Here is an 18,750-nt window from a genome sequence, read left to right on the forward strand (position 1 = left end):
CCAAATGAAGGAGTACAGGAAATGGAGCAAAACCCATCTTTGCAAGAAAATACACGCAATAAACCGAAAAAAAATAAGAAAAAAATAAAAATTATTATAAGCGCTATACTATTCGTTTTATTAATAGGCGGCGGTTATACTTGGTTTTTAGTAAATAAAGCATCTTCTGCTGTTCGAAATGCCGCACACGATTTAGCACGCGGTGATAAATCTGATTTACGTGATAAGGCTGTAAAACCTATTACAAACAATGTCTCTGTTTTAATAATGGGTGTTGATGAAAGCGATGTCCGTGGAAAAGAATATGGTGAAGCTATAAGAACAGACGCGCTTTTACTTGCAACATTTAATAAAGATAGCAAAACTGTTAAACTATTAAGTATCCCACGTGACACATATACTTATATTCCAATAGAAAAGAAAAAAGATAAAATTACACACGCTCATGCATTCGGTTCTGCTAAAAACGGAAAAAATGGTGGACCACAAGCAAGCATTGATGCAGTTGAAAAATTAATGAATGTTCCTGTCGATTATTTTGTAAAATTCAACTTTAAATCATTTATAAAAATCGTCGATGACTTGGGCGGTGTTGAAGTTGATGTACCAGTTGAATTTACTGAGCAAGATAGCAATGATAATGCTGAGGCTATTCACCTAGAAAAAGGTGTTCAAAAGCTAAATGGCGAAGAAGCTCTTGCTCTTGCTAGAACAAGACACATCGATAGTGATGCAATGCGTGGACAACGTCAACAACTCGTTATCGAGGCTATTTTAAAGAAACTAACAAGTGTTGGTTCTGTAACAAAAGTTGGCAACATCATTGATGATATTAACGGCCAATTCGTTACAAACTTAACATTTGATGATATGCTTTCATTCTATAAATATGGATCGGATTCGGAAATTGAGAAATTACAAATCCAAGGTGATGATTGCTATATGGCAAAAGGTGACGATACTTGTAGCAAATCTGCTGGTGGTGGTCGAACTTACTACTACAATCCAGATAAAAAAGAATTAGCTAATGTTACAAATGAACTTCGTACTCATCTTGGACTACCTGCATATACAAAGTTTGACTCAGACTCTGATTCGAAAAAGACAAAAGAATCTAAGTCTGAAAATTCAAGTGAACGCGAATCAAGTAACAATGAAGTGAAAAATAAGAACAAAAATAGCAGTGAAGATACAGAAACATCGTCTAACGACAATGAATAGTAAAGAAGCCGTACTCTATGGAGGTAGAGTACGGCTTCTTTTTATTTCTTCAGAATTAAAAATCAGAACTTTCTAACTATCTTTTTTAATATTTTTAAATTATAATAAATAGTAGCAATCTATTCCAATTATCAGGGGGCTCATACATATGAAAGCTGCAGTAAAACATAACATCTCAGATTTTAAAGACTACTTAAAATCCAACGATATATACATGGAAGAAAATATAGATGAAAATGATGGCTCTGTTCATTTTTCAGTAGGATTAGAGACTGAAGCTGGCGCAAAGATTCAACTTATCGCTGCTTTCCAAAACGAACATCCTACGGTGGATATATACTGCTTCAATGTTGCTCACGTACCTGATGCAACATCAACAAATGATATTTTACATGTCATCAATGAATTAAATACATCTTATCGCTTTGCAAAATTCACATTAAATAAGCAAAATGCAATTGATATTTCAACATCTCTTGCATTCTCAGAACCAAACTTTAATCCAGCACTTGTCTTTGAACATACGAGAATGCTATATAAATTAGCGAATGACGAATATAAAAACTTAATGAAAGTTATTTGGGCATAAATAAAAGGATGGGCTGCAAGCAGCCCATCCTTTTATTTCGATATCATATCAATCCACATCTTAATAGCAGTGCCGACAATTAAAATCGATAACATATATTGTAGTACTTTTTGATTTATCCTCTTCCCGACTCGCGCTCCAAGTGGCGCAGCAAATATACTTGCAACCGCAATAATTAGAGCTGGAATGATAACTACTTGTCCAGTAATCACTTTTCCAGTCGTAATCCCTACTGAGGAAATAAACGTAATAGCGATAGATGTCGCTATCGTCATGCGCAATGGTAATTTTAAAATAACTAGCATAATAGGAACTAAAAGAAACGCACCTCCAGCTCCAATAATGCCCGAAACACCTCCTACAATAAACGCTAACACACTTGCTAACCATTTATTATACTTAACTGCTCCACTATTATTTTTCTTCGGTACAAACATCATCATAGCTGCAATGGTCGCCAATACTGTATAAACAACATTTACAGCGTGTTCATCTAATAGATTTGCACTAAAACTTCCTATAAAACTTCCTATTAATATACTAGCTCCCATATACACAACTAACATTTTATTCATATCAGTACTTTTCCGATATGCCCAGGCGCCTGCAAAAGTTGCAAAGAATACTTGTACCGCTGTAATACCGCTCACTTCATGTGACGTATAGCCAGTAAATCCTAACAATACTGGAATATATAAGATCATCGGATAATTAATAATTGCACCGCCAATTCCAACCATTCCTGATATAAACGATCCTATAAACCCAATTATAAAAAGTAATAATACTCCACTCACCTTACATCCCCCTCCTTCTAAAAAGAAGGTGATTAAATGAATAAGTTTACATTCCCATCCGAAGCATCTGCTAAATATGCCCCTACACCTGCAAACTCTACGCCTTCCATAATCTCTTTCTCTTTTAACCCTAATAAATCTACTGTCATTTGACAAGCTACAAGTTTAATCCCCTGTTCTTTTGCCAAATCAATTAAATCTGGCAAAGGCATTGCATTATGTTTTTTCATAATGCCTTTAATCATCTTTGGTCCCATACCAGCAAAATTCATTTTGGATAACCCCATCTTATCAGCACCGCGTGGCATCATTCTTCCAAATACTTTTTCTATAAATGTTTTCTTTACATTCATATATTCATCTTTCCTTAAAGCATTTAATCCCCAGAAAGTATGAAAAATAGTTACCTCTTGATCATACGCTGCTGCACCATTTGCAATAATATAAGCAGCCATTGCTTTATCGTAATCTCCGCTAAATAAAACGATTGTTGTTTTCTTCTGTTGTTCCATATTGTTCTCCCTCCAATTACCTATAGGGGTATTTTTATTTATAAAAAATTGTTTCTCCCTATTCTACTTTTCCTTCCCAAGCTAACATACCACCTACCACATTGATTACTTGAAAACCGTAACTTTCTAAAAATTGAACAGCTCTTGCACTTCTCCCGCCTGAACGACAAACGATAATATATTCCTGATTTTTATTTAATTCATGCATACGAAACTCTAATAGTCCTAGTGGAATATTACATGCTTCTGGAATTTTCCCTTCGGCTACTTCTTCTACTTCACGTACGTCCACGATATTTACTGCTTCTTTACGCAACAATTTTTCTTCTAATTCTTTTGTAGTCATTTCTTTCATTTTAAATTTCCTCCTCACAAACCATTCATACCACCTGAAACGTTTATTACTTGCTGAAACCCTAGTTTTTTCAATACCTTTGCTGCTTGCTTACTTCTCATTCCACTTTGGCAAATAACGATTACTTCCTTATTCTTATCTAATTGATTCGCCTTACTTGCTAGATCATTTAGGGGGATATTTTGAAAGCCTTTCATATGATTCCCTCTATATTCACCTACTGTACGGACATCAATAAAATACTTCCCCTTTTTCCCCACTATACTTTTCAATTCTTTGCCATTTATATTTTGAACACCTTTCACTGGTAAAAATCGTGAAATAACAAACCATGCAGCAAGTACAATGAAAAGCGTACTTAATATTGTGTTCATATAACCAACCTCTCTATATTTACAAAACTATTGCTTCACTACGCCTTCCTAATCCAAAACTTCAGCACATCGCCTTCTTCTTCAAGCTTTACGATGTCATGGCCACATTTATTTGCCCACGCTGGAATATCCTTAACTGACCCTTTATCCGTTACATGTATTTCTAACACTTCTCCAGTTTGCAAAGTATCCATTGCTCTCTTTGTTCTTACAATCGGCATTGGACATGCTAAACCTTTCGCATCTAATACTTGTTTTATATTCATCATCAATTCCTCCATTTTTTATTTATTTCATTATTCGTGCACTGCACAACGATTTGGACCAATCTCCATTTCACGCTCTTTATCCACGCTTGGGTGAATTTTCCCCATATTCGTTTGACGAATTTCTTCATATGCATTTGGCTGAGGTGGTAAGTTTTCTGTTACAACTTTACGGAACTCTCCCTCATCCTCAATATTTAACCCCGCATTATTCGCAAACAAATCTTTTAATTTTGCGCTAACAATACCACTTTCGTTCATTTCACTTACTTTTGAATAATGAGCCGGTAACACAACTAAATTTTGAGATAGCTCTTTATATCGGCTATACAAAGTATTACGTAAATCACTCACCCAATCTTCAGCCTTACCAGCAAGATCAGGACGCCCAATTGAATCTACAAATAAAATATCGCCTGATAATAAATAAGAATCATCTACAATGAATGACGTACTTCCAATCGTATGCCCTGGTGAGTATAACGCGTCAATTTCAATTTTAGTACCCCCCACCGTAATAACAGATCCTTCAACGAGCGGTTCGTATGAGAAAACGACTTCCTCCGCATCTTTTGGCGGTAACCAATACGTACCCCCTACTTTTTCCGCTAACTTACGTCCTCCAGAAATATGGTCTGCATGTAAATGTGTATCCATTACATTCTTAATCGTAACGCCATGCTCTTTCGCAAACTCTTCATATGCCTCGGCTGTCCTTACCGCATCAATAACTGCTGCTTCACCGTTTGAAATAACCATATATGATAAACAACCTTTTCCAAGACGGTTAAACTGATACATACTTCCGCCATCTTTTAAATCTCCCACTTTTATAGGCTTTACATATTCACTCCAAGCCTTCATACCACCAGATAAATAATAAATATTTTCTAATCCAGCCTCTGTTAATTGCTCTGCCACAAATATAGAAGACCCTTCTTTTGCACATACTACTAAAACATCTTTATCTTTAGGTAATTCACTTACAATATGATCTACACCATCTAACAAGTCAAAGTAAGGTCTATTAATAGAAGAAACTTGTTTCCCTTCAATTTTCCAATCTTCATAATCCGCCTCATTACGAACATCTAAAATGAATAACTCTCCGAATAAAACTTTCTCTGCAACATCTTTTGCTTGTAATGCTTTAACATCCATCTCATTACCCCCATAGGTATATTTTTATTTAAAAAATTTTATTTTTCCACATTCCCTTTCCACTCTAACATGCCTGGGATGACATTTTTCACATTTGCATAACCTTTCTCTTTCAACATGTGGCAAGCTACATCACTACGGTTACCAGTTCGACAAATAACATAAATTTGCTTCATCTTATCTAATACTGCGCTGTCTAATTCACCTAATGGTATCGAAATGGCGGATGGAATATGGCCAAAAGCAAATTCCGCTGCTTCGCGAACATCTAATACAATGCTCTCTTCTCCATGAGACAATATAGACTGTAATTCTGCATTCGTAATTGTATGTGGATATTTCACAACTTCATTCACTTCATGCTCGTTTGCTTTCCTAACATAATGCACCAATACATCACCCTCGTGTTTCGTCCCGATATATTGATGTCCTACTTTACTCGCCCAACTTTTTATATCTACCGTAGATCCTTTATCTGTTGCCTTAACTTCAATCACTTGCCCTGGTGCTAATCCTTCTATCGCCTTCTTCGTTTTCACAATCGGCATCGGACAAGCCAAACCTTTACAATCTAAACTCATATCCACTTTTATACTCATAATTGATTCCTCCACAATTTATATACATATACCTGTAGGGGTATATTAAAATGTTTTTGAAAATCTGTCAACACTTACGTTTGACAGATTATCGGCTTTTTACAAGTAATTGAACAGCTTCTTTAATTAACTCTTCATTTGAACCATTGCCACTTTCAAACTGTTCACGTAAACAATGCTCTAAATTTGTTCCAACAACGAGTCCAATCGTACGATCAAGGGCAGAACGAGATGCCGTTAACTGGGTAATAACCTCTCGGCAATCTTTTCCTTCTTCCATCATACGAAGCACACCACGAACTTGACCTTCAATACGTTTCAATCTATTTTTCATATCTTGATTATATTCCATCCTATAATCACCTCATTACCATTATGTCACTATTTATAACCTATGACAATATATTATACCCTATAGGGTATTTTGTAAACCCCTATTTTTATTTTTCGCCTTATATGTTCGCAAAACAAAAAGTAAAACCTTAATCTATAGGTTTTCACCTTCCACTAAATCTTGAAATAGAAAATAAAAAATATCAATATACAACACGTTCTGGCAATACTGTCCCATACAATTTAAAACCACCATCTACATTCTTTACCTTATATCCCTTTTCCATTAACATACGCGCTGCAACATACCCTCTCATACCAAGTTGACAAGTGATATATATTTCTTTGTCCATTGGCACTTCATCCAATCTATCACGTAATTCATCTAACGGAATATTAATAGAGCCTTTAATCATTCCTTGTTTTAGTTCATTGGGCTCCCGAACATCTATAAGATATCCACCATTGTCAACAATACGATCTATTTCATGCCATTGTACCGTTTCCACAAAACCATCTACTATATTACTTGCGGCATACCCCACCATGTTTACTGGATCTTTTGCAGAAGAATACGGCGGGGCATATGATAATTCTAAATCCGGTAAATCGATTACAGTTAAGTTTGCCTTCATCGCCGTCGCGATAACATCTATACGCTTATCTACCCCGTCACGCCCTAAAGCCTGTGCTCCGTAAATTTTTCCGCTTTCTTTATTAAAGATTAATTTTATTAGCACTGGCGTAGCATTCGGATAGTATCCCGCATGAGAATTTGCCTGTACATGTACTACCTCATAGGGTATATTTAATCGTTTTAATATTTTCTCATTTACTCCAGTCGAAGCAACTGTTAAATCAAAAACTTTAGCCACAGAAGTTCCCATCGTACCTTTATATAAAGAATCCGTATGACCATGAATAATATCTGCTAACATGCGACCTTGACGATTAGCGGGCCACGCTAAAGGAATCATCGTTTCTGTTTCTGTAACAAAACCTTTCACTTCAATCGCATCACCAATTGCATATACATATGGGTCAGATGTTTGAAATTTCTCATTTACCTTTATCGTTCCTCTAACTCCTAATGCTAATCCTGCATCTTTCGCTAAACTACTCTCTGGTTGTACACCAATTGCTAAAATAATCATATCTGTTTTTATAACTGAGCCACTTTTTAAACGTACAACAGTCCCATTCTCTTCTAACGCATCTACACCATCTTCAAAAACAAGCTCAACATTGTGCACCTTCATATGCTCATGTACATATGCCGCCATTTCGTAATCAATTGGTGGCATCACTTGATTTGCCATCTCTACAAGAGTAACCTCAATCCCGCGTTCTCTTAAATTCTCAACCATTTCCACTCCAATAAATCCACCACCAATAACCGTCGCATGACGTGGTTTCTTCTCATCAATATACGCTTTTATACGATCTGTATCAGGTACATTTCGTAACGTAAACAACGCCTTCGCTTCTTCAATGCCCGGAATAGGTGGAACAATTGGTTTCGCTCCTGGTGAAAGAATCAAAACATCATATTCCTCGTTATATGTTTCATCTGTAGTTACATTCTTTATCGTAATTGTTTTCTCTTCTTTATTAATCTTTACAACTTCACTCAATACACGTATATCTAAATTAAAACGTTTTGACATCCTTTCAACAGTTTGTACTAATAACTTTTGTCTTTCTGTAATGACACCGCCAATATAATATGGCAATCCACAGTTTGCGAAAGAAATGTATTCACCGCGTTCAACCATAATAATTTCATCTTCCTCACTTAAACGACGAAGCCTTGCAGCTACTGATGCCCCGCCAGCAACTCCGCCTACTACAACAATTTTTCTAGACATATGTCAAACCTCCATACTATTTATTATTTAATTCCCTCATATATCACACATATAAAACCTATACCTGTACGGGTATATAATAAATTATAAAAAATTTAATTTCAATCAATATGTCTTTCACAAATTTGAAACAAAAAAAGAACTTAGATATTTCCAAGTTCTTTACGAATGAATCAATCCATCGTTCTATTATCATACTTCCTATAATCTCTTTGTAAAACTATACTCCATGTTCCCGCCTAGGGCTGCCGCTGTATCACCAGTTTCTCTAAAATCATGTGTATATATTTTTTCAAATGAACCGAAATCTACTTGCTTATAAAATTCAAAACAAGGGAATCCATCATGCTCCCCTTGAATATCAATACTACCATCCTGTTTCACACATACATTTAATACATAATCCACAGGAGGTGCATATACATTTAATGGATTACTTGCACTCGCACTCATTTTGAATTGCACACCTTCAGAATTCCATGTGATATCAGTGCACACAATATTTTCTGTACTTGCTTTCCCTGTTCTTTTACTCACAGAACCATCTGGACTTGTAATCTTCTCGATCGTAATACCCGTGTTCGCATATGAAAACACTTCTTCTTTATAGAAATCAACTACTACCTCTTGCTCAACTCTAGAGCGCATCGCATTTACCGCATACGGTGTGAATTCACGTGAATCACCTTCGAATTGAATTACTTTTTCTGTTTCCATATCCTTCTTAGCCTCAGTCCAAGACATTGGAATAAATACACTGGCTCTAATTTTCACGATATTAGTCATAAGAAACACCCCTATAATTTTATTTTAGATGCTGAATGCTTATTAAATAAAACAGACCATAATTTCAATCCTAAAACCAATAGATTTCTCTTTTACTTTTCTATTTCCTTCTAAAAAATAGCGCTATATTTATGTTTAGACTGTCGTTTTAAAGCTATATTCCATCTCTCCAGCTAGTGCTGCTGGGGTATCATCCGTTTTTCTGAAATCATGTGTGTATATCAATTCAAACGAACCAAAATCTACTTGTTTATAAAATTCATAGCAAGGGAAACCATCATGTACACCTTCAATATTCACAGTGCCACTTTCATTAGCTCGTATAGTCAAAAAATAATCAGCTGCAGGTGCTGCTGCGTTTAAAGGATTACTTGCACTTGCTCTCATTTCAAATGAAACTTCACCTTCACTCCATACAATATTTGTACATACAATGTTTTCTGTACTTGTTTCTCCCTTTTGATACTCAATTGAGCCATCTGAATTTGTAATCTTCACGGTGACGATACAAGCATCTGCATATGTGAAAATTTCTCTTTTATAAAAATCAATATTCACTTCTTGTTCTAACCTTGAACGCTTTGTGTTCACAGCTTGTGGTGTAAACTCACGTGCATCTCCAGCATATTCAAACACTCTTCTTGTTGCAGGGTCCTTAATAGGTTCCAGCGATGCATACGGTGCAAATACACTCCCTCTAATTTTCACGATATTAACCATGTGAAACCTCCATTGATTCTATATTATATAAATCATTATTTGTTCTACCGACATAATATAGTCAACTTAATTGACTACAAGCGCGGAGGTTATATACATGGATCAAACATTTAACGAGTTAGATCTTACATCGCTTTTATCATTATCATTTAGCACATTAATCACTGAGCTACATGACAAATTAAGTGAATTAGGATTTGAAGATATTAGGCCAGCACATGGTTTTATGTTCAAACGCATCCTTCCTAATGGGGCAACTGGTATAGAGCTAGCTGAGTATTTGGGGATTTCCAAACAAGCTGTAAGTAAAATGGTGGATTCTCTTGAGAGTAATGGCTACGTTACACGCAAAACACATCCTACTGATAAAAGAGGTAAAATCATCGTTTTAACCGCACGTGGTTTGTCAGTAATGAAAGCAAAAGAAGAAATAGTAGCTGAAATAGAACAGCGATGGATTGAAAACATAGGTACAGAACGAATGCAGATGCTAAAAGAAGATTTAACAACATTCGTTACTAAAGAAAATACAGAGAAATTATCATCAAATATACGACCTGTCTGGTAAACAAAAAACGAATCCATTTTGATTCATCTTCTTCAAAATGGATTCGTTTTCATTTCATCTTTTTCACATACAAAAACTGTCCCGTAAATACGTTCTTCAACATTATTTATGCCTGTCTCTCTATGATATCCGACAAAATCAATACCTACAGGCGGCGTAATATCAACCTTACATATCCCTACTTTGCTCATTTAAATCACTCCATTTCTCTATGTAACTCCCTTTTTTCAAGAATAGCATATTTAAACTTTGTTCCAAATAAAAAGAACGGACACAGTATCCTATGTCCGTTCTTCCCCTCACACATACTTCCGATGCACCATCTTCCCATCATAAGAAAACACAACGCCCTTACTCTCCACAATCGACTCCATATGCACCGTTCTTCCCCATAGCTGATGAAGATATGGTAATACTTTTTCTAAGTATTTTAAATCGAGCTCGATTCCTTCGTAACTATGTTTAATGTATAATTCTCCGTTCTTTAAGTAGTCTCCATCTTCTACTACTAAGTACGGGAACCCACCATTTGTCCGCATATTTACGAGTTGATCACGCACATTCTCCCATTCTTTATCTATTACTTTATATTCTTTTCCTTGGCGCTGGAATAAGTACATATCTTCTCGCATAACAAGATCTTTATTTAAGTAGTTTCTTAGGAACGATACGTCCCATTCAATTTCGCGTACTTCAAACATTTTGTCACGGCCAGATCCTGGTTTTACGCCTCGTCGTTTCATTTCTTCAGTCGGATTATTGTACCGTTCTTCAATATCTTCAAAGATTTTAATACCGAGGTAGTATGGATTAATACTTGTTTTTGATGGCTGTACAACACCTGCATTTAATTTCGCAAATTCAATTGCTTCATCAGAGGTTAAGTCCATTTCACGAAGTATGCGTTGATGCCAGTAGGATGCCCAGCCTTCGTTCATGATTTTCGTTTCAAGCTGTGGCCAAAAATATAACATTTCTTCGCGCATCATCGTTAATATATCACGCTGCCAATCTTCTAACTCACGGCTATATTCTTCAATAAAGAGCAGTAAATCTTTCTCTGGTTGTGGTGGAATTTTCTTCTTTTTACGCACATTAGAACGTTCCTGCTTTTTATTGCGATTATCTAAATTCCATAAATCATCGTATTGCGACACCTTTTTCTTTTCTACTTCTTCATCTTCTAAATCATCAATACTCCATGCGAGCTTCGGACGCATAAGCGACGGATCAATATGCTCTTGAATGGCAAGTACGGCATCTAAAAATGTTTCTACCTCTGCCTTTCCGTACTTATGCTCATACGCTTTCACACGGTCCGCTGTTGCCGCCATACTCTCCACCATGTCTCGCTTCGTATTTGAAAAACGAATATTATTTTTGAAGAAATCACAGTGTGCTAAAACGTGCGCTACAATTAATTTGTTTTGAATTAAAGAGTTCGTATCTAATAAAAAGGCGTAACATGGATCAGAGTTAATAACGAGTTCGTATATTTTACTAAGTCCTAAATCGTATTGTAATTTCATTCTGAAAAATTGTTTTCCAAAACTCCAATGTGAAAACCTTGTCGGCATCCCATATGCACCAAATGTATAAATAATTTCCGCTGGACATATTTCATAACGCATCGGATAAAAATCAAGCCCAAATCCAGTCGCAATTTCCGTAATTTCCGCAATCGCATATTGCAGTGCTTTATCATCACTTGCTCTCATTATTTTCCCTCCTTACACTTTCCCTTAAGAAAGTGTATGATGAAAAACAAGCTTTCATGAGGATTGATTGCATAATAAAAAGACACCCCGCAAAAACGAGAATGTCTCATCTATTAACCTTCGATAATCTCCATCTTCTCCGTAATCGGAGTACGAGCTTTTCCTTCTGGTGCTTTATCGAAATAGCCGATATGAAGAATTCCAACGATACGTTGGCCTCTTGTTAAACCGATTCCTTCTATAAATAATGGATTGTAGTTTAATCCGCCTGATTTCCAAACGCAACCTAATCCACGTTCCCAAGCAAGAAGTTGGAAGTTTTGCATAAATGCACATGTTGCAGCGTAATCTTCATCACGTTGAATTTGACGTGGATCTTCATTTATATATACAACGATTTGTGCAGGCGTGCTTAAGAAACGATCTGATAAAATTTTACCGCGTTTCGCTCTTTCTTCTTCCGTGAAAGAGTTTAATACCGCATCTACTAATTTCTTGCGGCCTTCTCCGATGTATAGTTTACAATTCCATGGTTCACGGTGCTTATGATTTGGTGCCCATGTTGCGTCGTTTAATAGTTCAATTAATAAATCTTTTTCTACTGCTTTGTCTGTAAATGTACGAACAGAGCGTCTTTCTTTAATCACATTAGCGATGGAAGTATATGTAGTCATATTTATCTCTCCCTTATTTTTATCTATATGTATAAGTTTATCATTAGTATTGATATTGATTTTCAATTTCGATTATACCTTAGTTTTTTACTATTAATCAATGTTTTATGTTGGAAAACTTCTAAAAACGTCATTCCATGCTGTGAATAAAAAAACTTAACTTGTTCACAAGTATTTCACATTTTATGGAAATGATATGTGTACAGTTTTCTACATTATCCATCTAGGAGGAGTTTACATGTACAAAAAAATCGCTGTTTGTATGACTATGGCAGCATTATTATGCGGGATATCCACCTTCCCTATATCCGCTGCCACGCCAAAAGAAGTAACACTGCATCACCATAACCCAATTTCAGAAGAAGAAATGCAATCGCTAGAAAAACTCGGCTATAACAAACATGAAATTTGGAAAGCTGCTCATATTGCAAGAATTAGTAATAAAGAAATAAAAGATGTTTTAGCTTACTATAAGCAAAATAAATCTTGGGAGAAAACAGCCGAGCATTTCGGTATAGATCCAAGTAAGCTGAAAAAGCATCATATGAATAAAGAAACAAAGCAAGCACTGCTACAACAGTTAGCAACTATGCAAAAATCCACACCGGATCAGCTAAAGCAAAAAATGAAAGAATATAACATCAAATTGCGTCATCTTACTGTGTTAACAATCATCTCTCAAAAAAGCAATACTCCTCTTGATGATGTATTAAAGATGAAAAAAGATGGAATGGACATTAAACAAATTGCCGAAAAATTAAATGTAAAAAGAGAAGATATACGAGCGGAAATGATGAAATTAGTGAAGTCTATTAAAGAACAAAAAACAAATTAAAATGCTAAAAAGGAAGAGCCATTCACCACTCTTCCTTTTCTTTATGAACTTTCAATTTTTAAGTATAAATTCCCGTCTTTCCCAAAAACTAACACAAGTAAATGATATATGTTAGGGGTGAGAAAATGTTCGGTTTATCATCTAAAAAATCAAAAAAGACTAATACAAAAACACTTTGTTCTATCCCAGAATTTATACAAACCATGAAAGAATCAAGCGATTTTGTCTCTTATAACATACTTAAAGATGAAACGTTGTGCTTGTTTTATTATAAATCTGTCGTGGAAGCACTTATTATTAAACAATTCATTTTAACTCCTCTAAAAAAGGAATCGGACCAAATCCAAAACATCTCTGATTTATGTAATATCGTCTCTATTGAAGACATTATTACCTCCCCTTCTATTGATGATATTCGTGAGAAATTATTAGGTGGATATATTTTAATACGCTTAAAAAACAATTCGAATCCTGATCAATATGCTTTAATTCGTGCCGAAAGTACTGTTTTAGGAACACGATTATATAACGATACAGAAAATGAGTATAGCGTAATCGGACCTAAAATCGGTTTCGTTGAAAACCTTGATACAAATATCCACTTATTACGCCGAAATATCGTAACGGAGCAACTCATTTTTAAAGAAGTTACCGTCGGATCTATGTCAAAAACGAAAGTAGCAGTTGCTTATATAGAAGGAGTTACAAATGAAGAATTTATCAACACCGCAATACAACGGCTAGAAGACATTGACTTTGATGTCCCATTTGATTCAACTATGATTGAGCAATTTATTAGTGATAATAGCAATTCACCTTTTCCTGTTCTATTACCTACAGAACGATTAGATCGAGCTGTATTTGCATTAATTAACGGGGAAGTTTTAATTTTAACAGATGGCTCTCCATATGCTTTATCAGGACCAACAACGTTACTGGATTTTTTCATTTCACCAGAAGATTATTATTTACCGTGGATGATTGGATCGTTCTTTCGTATTATTCGTTTTTTCGGAGCTATATTTTCTCTTTTTTCCTCCGCTATTTATACAGCGGCTTTAACATATCATTATCAAATGATTCCTGCCGATTTACTAGGTCCTATTATTTTCTCGAGAGCTAACGTACCTTTTCCTCCTATTCTAGAAGCACTCTTTTTAGAAATTACAATCGAATTGCTTCGTGAAGCGGGAGCGCGTTTACCGACAAAAGTCGGACAAACGATCGGGATTGTTGGGGGGATTGTAATTGGCCAAGCATCCGTGGAGGCAGCTTTGACAAGTACAATTTTATTAATTGCAGTTGCTTTATCCGCTCTTGCATCTTTCACAACACCAACAGTAAAGATGTCTTCTACTATCCGGTTGTTACGCTTTCCCCTTATTCTTTTAGCCGGTGCATTCGGAGGATTAGGCCTTATTGTCGGATTTGTATTTATTTTAGCTCATTTAATTAAATTAAAATCACTTGGATCACCTTATTTGTTACCTTTATATCCATTTCGTGGTTTAGGTACAGCAGAAGGTTTTCTTCGATTACCATTTAGTCAAACAGCTCAAAGACCTTCTTTTCTTAGACCAAAATCAAAATGGCGCTATAATCCAAACAAAGCGAAGCAAAAACGTGATGGTGAGAATGAATGAAAAAATTTTTATTGCACCTTATTATAATTATCTTCTTCATTTTACAAACTGGCTGTACACAAACCTATATAGTGGATACGCAGCGTATCATTCATATCGCTGGATTTGACATCACAAAAAAGAAAAGATTCCAAGGAACTATTCTATTCCCAGAGTACACACATGGTGTAAAGTCTAAACCAGAAACGCAATCAACATCTGCCCGTTCACTTGAGACAATCGCTTCAAGATTAAATGCAAAATCTCCTCACAATGTCGTTGTAGGTCAAATGCGTGTCGTCCTATTTGGAAAAGCTCTAGGAGAACGCGGAATGGGAGAGATTATTACTAACTTACAACGTGACCCAAATATCGGGCGTGATGTACAACTAGCAATTGTAGATGGATCAGCTGAAGAGCTTTTAAATTACGGAAAAAAAAATGGGTCTTTATATATTGCTGATTTACTCGAACAAAATATAAGAAATGAAAACATTCCACAAACCGAATTAAACATTTTTTTATATAATTATTACTCTTCCGTATGTGATGCCTATGTTCCTTATATTAAAATGGACGATAATCATTCTGTCGCTGTCAAAGGGCTTGCCTTTTTAAAAGGCGATAAAGTCGTCATGTATACGGATAAAAGACATTCTGTTTTAGCAAAATTACTTATTAATCCTACGAAAAATGGACGTTACGAAGCAGCGATAAAAAAGGATAAACATAAAGGTATGGTTGTTATACAAAACTTAGCTGGGGAAAATAAGTATAATATAGATCAAACTGGCGACATACCAAAAGTAAAAATCCATTTAAAATTAAATGGATTAATTAAAAACTCTCCTAATTGGATTGATTTAAGAAAAGAAACAAATATCAACTATATAAAAAAACAAATTGAACGAAATGTTGAAAAAGACTGTGAAGATCTAATAAAACAATTTCAAGAAAAGGAAATTGATCCTTTAGGAATACGAGATGAAATTAGAAGCCATACGAGAAAATGGAATATAACACAAATTCGAAATATGTATAAAAATGTAGCGGTGGATGTAAATTTAGATCTTAATATTGTACAATCTGGAATCGGAGAATAGTGAGGTGAAATAAGCAATGAATACAATGAATAAAACAAAGACAGTCTCTCCATATTTTGCATTTATTTTATTGCATTCTCTCCAGATTGGTATAGGAATTCTCGGATATCAACGTGTAATTTTAAAAAACGCTGGTTATGATGCCTGGATTTCTCTTATTATTGCGGGAATTGCAACTCATATTGTGCTGTTTTGTATGTTAAAAATGCTTGAAAAAGACGGAGATTTAATTAGCATTCATACAACAACCTTTGGAAAATGGGTTGGCTCTATATTTTCTGTAATTTTCACTCTTTATTGCTTATTATTTTGCCTTACGGTTCTTCGTACGTATATGGAAGTGATACAAGTTTGGATTTTCCCTACCATTAAGTTATGGAAACTTACGCTTATGTTTTTATTAGTCACTTACTACATTATAAAAGGTGGCTTCCGTTCTGTGACAGGGATATGTTTTTGGGGTATTGTTCTTCCTATTTTCGTTGTATTCTTTTTAATCTATCCAATGAAATATGCTCATTTTCGTAATATTTTACCTATTTTTACACATTCACCTTTTGACATGCTTATATCTGCAAAACAATCCGCATTGGAATTTCTGGGGTTTGAAACAATTCTTATCTTTTATCCCTTTATTGAAAAAGGAAAATCTTTAAAGCGATGGGCCCATGCTGGAATTGCTTTTAGCACCTTAATTTATGTAGTTTTAGCTATCGTATCTTTTATGTATTACAGCGAGGGACAATTAAACCGTACTATTTGGCCTACTTTAACGATGTTAAAAATAATTAAAGTTCCTTTTATCCAGCGCTTTGAATATATTATTATTTTCGTTTGGTTTTTAATTATTTTACCAAACCTCTGCTTAACCATTTGGTCATCATGTCAAACGATGAAGCGTTCCTTTCATATTTCATTTAAATTTACATTACCGTTTTTTATTTTCATCATATTTTCAGCTTCTCTACTTTTCACAAACCGTGAAAGTATCAACACATTAAATACCGTACTATCTCAAGCGGGTTTATATATTGTATACGCTTATATCCCAATTTTATTTTTGTTTCATTCACTAAGATGGTACTTCAAAAATCGTTCAAAAAAAACTTCTCCCTAGGTGTCCCTTAGTCTGATACAATTTGATTAATACATTTATAAAGGGGACAAGCGAATGAAAAAGTATGTATTTTCTTTACTTGCAGTACTAAGCTTAATTCTTGCTGGATGCGGAAGTACTAGTACAAATGACCAAAAATCTTCTAAATCAAAAAAAGAAGAACATGACCACGCATCGCACACTCAGCAAGCTGACATTCAAGAGAAAACAAAAGGAGTCGACACACTTCCTACCTTCCTAGACAAGCTTGATCCACAAATGAAAGATATCTACACTGTCGCTGGACAAAATGCAGAACTATTAGATTGGATTCCATGCTATTGTGGTTGCGGTGAAAGTGTAGGACATAAAAATAATAAAAACTGCTTTATTCGTGAAATTAAAAAGAATGGTGAAGTTGTTTGGGACTCCCATGCAACGACTTGCGTCAATTGCCTAGAAATCGCAGTTGAATCTGCTTCCATGAAACAAAAAGGAAAATCAACGCTTGAAATTCGTAACTATATCGATAATAAATACAAAGAAGGCTATGGCAAACCAACACCTACGCCAATGCCAAAAGCTTAAAAAACGAGGAAACTCCTCGTTTTTTCTTTTCATTCACTTTTTTTCTTAACAAATTCTTTCAAGTGTATTTCCCCTTACTTATCACACACTATATATAACTCTCGGTAAGGAGGGTACACAGTGCAAACATATAACGACTATGATAAAGCTCTCTATTACACGTATTGCTGTAATTGGGATAAATTACTCGTTCTCATGGTTCAAACGAACGATCAATTATTTTCTAAACGTATTGAGCATTTTTTACACGCTTATCAATACAGTAAAGAACTTCCAGAAGTTGATAAACAATTGCAGCTCCTATTTCAATATATTGACCACGCATCCCAAAAGTCGCATGTAGAAGAAGTAGAACAAATTCAAATGTAAAATATAGCGCTATTCTCTTCCGGAGAATGGCGCTTTTTTAAAATGTTTATATCAATAAAAGTTTCTCCTTATAAAACTTTTATTGATAAACATATTTTTTCTTTCTTTTCCATACTACTTCATACTATAATTTAGTATGTAACTATTATAAGAGAGGTATAAAATATGGGACGAGAAAAAAAGCAAGAATATGCTTTACTTACCGCATGGGGAGCTTCTTTTATCGCTACACTAGGAAGTCTGTACTTTTCCGAAATCATGAAATTTGAGCCTTGTGTTCTTTGTTGGTATCAACGTATTTTTATGTATCCATTCGTTTTATGGCTTGGTATCGCTGTAGCAAAGAAAGATTATCGCATTGCAAGTTATTCTTTACCAATCGCAACTATTGGTGCTTGTATTTCTTTATATCACTATGCAATTCAAAAAGTCGCAGCATTTTCAGCTGCTGGGGCAGCTTGTGGACGTGTACCATGTACGGGAGAATACATAAACTGGTTCGGTTTTGTGACAATCCCGTTTTTAGCACTTATCGGCTTTATTACAATCGCTGTTTGTAGCTTTATTGTCATCAAAAACAAATAAGGAGATGAAAG

General features: G+C 35.1%; 23 protein-coding genes and 1 pseudogene. 10 read left to right on the forward strand and 14 right to left on the reverse strand.

What is annotated here, in order from left to right:
* Positions 1–21 precede the first annotated feature (21 nt).
* Positions 22–1,221 (forward strand): LCP family protein, encoded by a 1,200-nt coding sequence (locus IQ781_RS11600; protein WP_000437390.1) that lies wholly within the window; start codon positions 22–24, stop codon positions 1,219–1,221.
* 148 nt (positions 1,222–1,369) lie between these two features.
* Complete coding sequence (locus IQ781_RS11605) at positions 1,370–1,810, forward strand: hypothetical protein (RefSeq protein WP_000642362.1); 441 nt, start codon at positions 1,370–1,372, stop codon at positions 1,808–1,810.
* Between the two features lie 32 nt (positions 1,811–1,842).
* Here IQ781_RS11605 and IQ781_RS11610 read toward each other — a convergent pair whose 3' ends face one another.
* From IQ781_RS11610 to IQ781_RS11660, 11 genes are all read right to left on the reverse strand, one after another.
* Positions 1,843–2,607, reverse strand: coding sequence for a sulfite exporter TauE/SafE family protein (locus tag IQ781_RS11610; RefSeq protein ID WP_000017249.1), 765 nt, complete (start codon positions 2,605–2,607; stop codon positions 1,843–1,845).
* Positions 2,608–2,639: 32 nt separating this feature from the next.
* On the reverse strand, positions 2,640–3,119 hold the full coding sequence (locus IQ781_RS11615; protein WP_139847161.1) for a DsrE/DsrF/DrsH-like family protein: 480 nt from the start codon (positions 3,117–3,119) through the stop codon (positions 2,640–2,642).
* A gap of 58 nt (positions 3,120–3,177) precedes the next feature.
* Positions 3,178–3,474 (reverse strand): rhodanese-like domain-containing protein, encoded by a 297-nt coding sequence (locus IQ781_RS11620; protein ID WP_000661810.1) that lies wholly within the window; start codon positions 3,472–3,474, stop codon positions 3,178–3,180.
* A gap of 14 nt (positions 3,475–3,488) precedes the next feature.
* Positions 3,489–3,848, reverse strand: coding sequence for a rhodanese-like domain-containing protein (locus tag IQ781_RS11625; RefSeq protein ID WP_001092318.1), 360 nt, complete (start codon positions 3,846–3,848; stop codon positions 3,489–3,491).
* Positions 3,849–3,886: 38 nt separating this feature from the next.
* Positions 3,887–4,117, reverse strand: a complete 231-nt coding sequence (locus IQ781_RS11630) for a sulfurtransferase TusA family protein (protein ID WP_002182462.1) — start codon at positions 4,115–4,117, stop codon at positions 3,887–3,889.
* Between the two features lie 27 nt (positions 4,118–4,144).
* Complete coding sequence (locus IQ781_RS11635; RefSeq protein ID WP_139847160.1) at positions 4,145–5,275, reverse strand: MBL fold metallo-hydrolase; 1,131 nt, start codon at positions 5,273–5,275, stop codon at positions 4,145–4,147.
* Positions 5,276–5,313: 38 nt separating this feature from the next.
* On the reverse strand, positions 5,314–5,874 hold the full coding sequence (locus IQ781_RS11640) for a sulfurtransferase TusA family protein (protein WP_017673122.1): 561 nt from the start codon (positions 5,872–5,874) through the stop codon (positions 5,314–5,316).
* Between the two features lie 88 nt (positions 5,875–5,962).
* A complete protein-coding gene (locus IQ781_RS11645; protein ID WP_000456202.1) occupies positions 5,963–6,226 on the reverse strand; it encodes a metal-sensitive transcriptional regulator in 264 nt (87 codons plus the stop codon).
* A 184-nt stretch (positions 6,227–6,410) separates the two neighbouring features.
* Entirely contained in the window at positions 6,411–8,075 is a 1,665-nt protein-coding gene (gene cdr, locus IQ781_RS11650; protein ID WP_139847159.1) for a CoA-disulfide reductase, read from the reverse strand.
* A 201-nt stretch (positions 8,076–8,276) separates the two neighbouring features.
* Positions 8,277–8,861: a DUF3238 domain-containing protein gene (locus IQ781_RS11655; RefSeq protein WP_065212393.1), complete on the reverse strand. Its 585-nt coding sequence runs from the start codon at positions 8,859–8,861 to the stop codon at positions 8,277–8,279.
* Positions 8,862–8,996: 135 nt separating this feature from the next.
* On the reverse strand, positions 8,997–9,581 hold the full coding sequence (locus IQ781_RS11660) for a DUF3238 domain-containing protein (RefSeq protein ID WP_139847158.1): 585 nt from the start codon (positions 9,579–9,581) through the stop codon (positions 8,997–8,999).
* 97 nt (positions 9,582–9,678) lie between these two features.
* Between IQ781_RS11660 and IQ781_RS11665 the strand changes: the two genes are divergently transcribed.
* Positions 9,679–10,149, forward strand: coding sequence for a MarR family winged helix-turn-helix transcriptional regulator (locus IQ781_RS11665; RefSeq protein WP_139847157.1), 471 nt, complete (start codon positions 9,679–9,681; stop codon positions 10,147–10,149).
* A 44-nt stretch (positions 10,150–10,193) separates the two neighbouring features.
* Here the strand turns inward: IQ781_RS11665 and IQ781_RS11670 are convergent.
* The 3 genes and pseudogenes from IQ781_RS11670 to IQ781_RS11680 all read right to left on the reverse strand — a co-directional run.
* Positions 10,194–10,340: pseudogene (locus tag IQ781_RS11670) on the reverse strand (neutral/alkaline non-lysosomal ceramidase N-terminal domain-containing protein); the annotation flags it as partial.
* Positions 10,341–10,448: 108 nt separating this feature from the next.
* Positions 10,449–11,867, reverse strand: coding sequence for a stage V sporulation protein SpoVR (gene spoVR, locus IQ781_RS11675; protein WP_001202693.1), 1,419 nt, complete (start codon positions 11,865–11,867; stop codon positions 10,449–10,451).
* Between the two features lie 113 nt (positions 11,868–11,980).
* Positions 11,981–12,541 (reverse strand): nitroreductase family protein, encoded by a 561-nt coding sequence (locus IQ781_RS11680; protein ID WP_000214819.1) that lies wholly within the window; start codon positions 12,539–12,541, stop codon positions 11,981–11,983.
* 238 nt (positions 12,542–12,779) lie between these two features.
* Here IQ781_RS11680 and IQ781_RS11685 point away from each other — a divergent pair, with 238 nt between their 5' ends.
* The 7 genes from IQ781_RS11685 to IQ781_RS11715 all read left to right on the forward strand — a co-directional run bounded on the left by IQ781_RS11685 (position 12,780) and on the right by IQ781_RS11715 (position 18,739).
* Positions 12,780–13,376, forward strand: a complete 597-nt coding sequence (locus IQ781_RS11685) for a hypothetical protein (RefSeq protein WP_000276964.1) — start codon at positions 12,780–12,782, stop codon at positions 13,374–13,376.
* 125 nt (positions 13,377–13,501) lie between these two features.
* On the forward strand, positions 13,502–15,019 hold the full coding sequence (locus IQ781_RS11690; RefSeq protein ID WP_139847156.1) for a spore germination protein: 1,518 nt from the start codon (positions 13,502–13,504) through the stop codon (positions 15,017–15,019).
* Positions 15,016–16,101 carry a Ger(x)C family spore germination protein gene (locus IQ781_RS11695; RefSeq protein ID WP_139847155.1) on the forward strand — a complete coding sequence of 362 codons (1,086 nt, stop codon included), beginning with the start codon at positions 15,016–15,018 and terminating at the stop codon, positions 16,099–16,101. The genes IQ781_RS11690 and IQ781_RS11695 overlap by 4 nt, the downstream gene beginning before the upstream one ends.
* A 16-nt stretch (positions 16,102–16,117) precedes the next feature.
* A complete protein-coding gene (locus IQ781_RS11700) occupies positions 16,118–17,218 on the forward strand; it encodes a GerAB/ArcD/ProY family transporter (RefSeq protein WP_001095038.1) in 1,101 nt (366 codons plus the stop codon).
* Between the two features lie 54 nt (positions 17,219–17,272).
* Positions 17,273–17,785, forward strand: coding sequence for a PCYCGC domain-containing protein (locus tag IQ781_RS11705; RefSeq protein ID WP_139847154.1), 513 nt, complete (start codon positions 17,273–17,275; stop codon positions 17,783–17,785).
* Positions 17,786–17,905: 120 nt separating this feature from the next.
* Complete coding sequence (locus IQ781_RS11710) at positions 17,906–18,154, forward strand: YhdB family protein (protein ID WP_001195459.1); 249 nt, start codon at positions 17,906–17,908, stop codon at positions 18,152–18,154.
* 165 nt (positions 18,155–18,319) lie between these two features.
* Positions 18,320–18,739, forward strand: a complete 420-nt coding sequence (locus IQ781_RS11715; RefSeq protein WP_000532265.1) for a disulfide formation protein C — start codon at positions 18,320–18,322, stop codon at positions 18,737–18,739.
* Positions 18,740–18,750 lie beyond the last annotated feature (11 nt).

It is taken from the genome of Bacillus sp. N447-1, from assembly GCF_022701035.1.
In the GTDB taxonomy this organism is placed as follows: Bacteria; Bacillota; Bacilli; order Bacillales; family Bacillaceae_G; genus Bacillus_A; species Bacillus_A cereus.

Coding starts and splice junctions, on each gene's coding strand:
- IQ781_RS11705 (WP_139847154.1), top strand. CDS start 17,273: ATGAAAAAGTATGTATTTTCTTTACTTGCAGTACTAAGCTTAATTCTT.
- IQ781_RS11625 (WP_001092318.1), bottom strand. CDS start 3,848: ATGAACACAATATTAAGTACGCTTTTCATTGTACTTGCTGCATGGTTT.
- IQ781_RS11600 (WP_000437390.1), top strand. CDS start 22: ATGGAGCAAAACCCATCTTTGCAAGAAAATACACGCAATAAACCGAAA.
- IQ781_RS11665 (WP_139847157.1), top strand. CDS start 9,679: ATGGATCAAACATTTAACGAGTTAGATCTTACATCGCTTTTATCATTA.
- IQ781_RS11620 (WP_000661810.1), bottom strand. CDS start 3,474: ATGAAAGAAATGACTACAAAAGAATTAGAAGAAAAATTGTTGCGTAAA.
- IQ781_RS11640 (WP_017673122.1), bottom strand. CDS start 5,874: ATGAGTATAAAAGTGGATATGAGTTTAGATTGTAAAGGTTTGGCTTGT.
- IQ781_RS11660 (WP_139847158.1), bottom strand. CDS start 9,581: ATGGTTAATATCGTGAAAATTAGAGGGAGTGTATTTGCACCGTATGCA.
- IQ781_RS11695 (WP_139847155.1), top strand. CDS start 15,016: ATGAAAAAATTTTTATTGCACCTTATTATAATTATCTTCTTCATTTTA.
- IQ781_RS11615 (WP_139847161.1), bottom strand. CDS start 3,119: ATGGAACAACAGAAGAAAACAACAATCGTTTTATTTAGCGGAGATTAC.
- IQ781_RS11685 (WP_000276964.1), top strand. CDS start 12,780: ATGTACAAAAAAATCGCTGTTTGTATGACTATGGCAGCATTATTATGC.
- IQ781_RS11605 (WP_000642362.1), top strand. CDS start 1,370: ATGAAAGCTGCAGTAAAACATAACATCTCAGATTTTAAAGACTACTTA.
- IQ781_RS11655 (WP_065212393.1), bottom strand. CDS start 8,861: ATGACTAATATCGTGAAAATTAGAGCCAGTGTATTTATTCCAATGTCT.
- cdr (WP_139847159.1), bottom strand. CDS start 8,075: ATGTCTAGAAAAATTGTTGTAGTAGGCGGAGTTGCTGGCGGGGCATCA.
- IQ781_RS11635 (WP_139847160.1), bottom strand. CDS start 5,275: ATGGATGTTAAAGCATTACAAGCAAAAGATGTTGCAGAGAAAGTTTTA.
- IQ781_RS11645 (WP_000456202.1), bottom strand. CDS start 6,226: ATGGAATATAATCAAGATATGAAAAATAGATTGAAACGTATTGAAGGT.
- IQ781_RS11715 (WP_000532265.1), top strand. CDS start 18,320: ATGGGACGAGAAAAAAAGCAAGAATATGCTTTACTTACCGCATGGGGA.
- IQ781_RS11700 (WP_001095038.1), top strand. CDS start 16,118: ATGAATACAATGAATAAAACAAAGACAGTCTCTCCATATTTTGCATTT.
- IQ781_RS11690 (WP_139847156.1), top strand. CDS start 13,502: ATGTTCGGTTTATCATCTAAAAAATCAAAAAAGACTAATACAAAAACA.
- IQ781_RS11630 (WP_002182462.1), bottom strand. CDS start 4,117: ATGATGAATATAAAACAAGTATTAGATGCGAAAGGTTTAGCATGTCCA.
- spoVR (WP_001202693.1), bottom strand. CDS start 11,867: ATGAGAGCAAGTGATGATAAAGCACTGCAATATGCGATTGCGGAAATT.
- IQ781_RS11680 (WP_000214819.1), bottom strand. CDS start 12,541: ATGACTACATATACTTCCATCGCTAATGTGATTAAAGAAAGACGCTCT.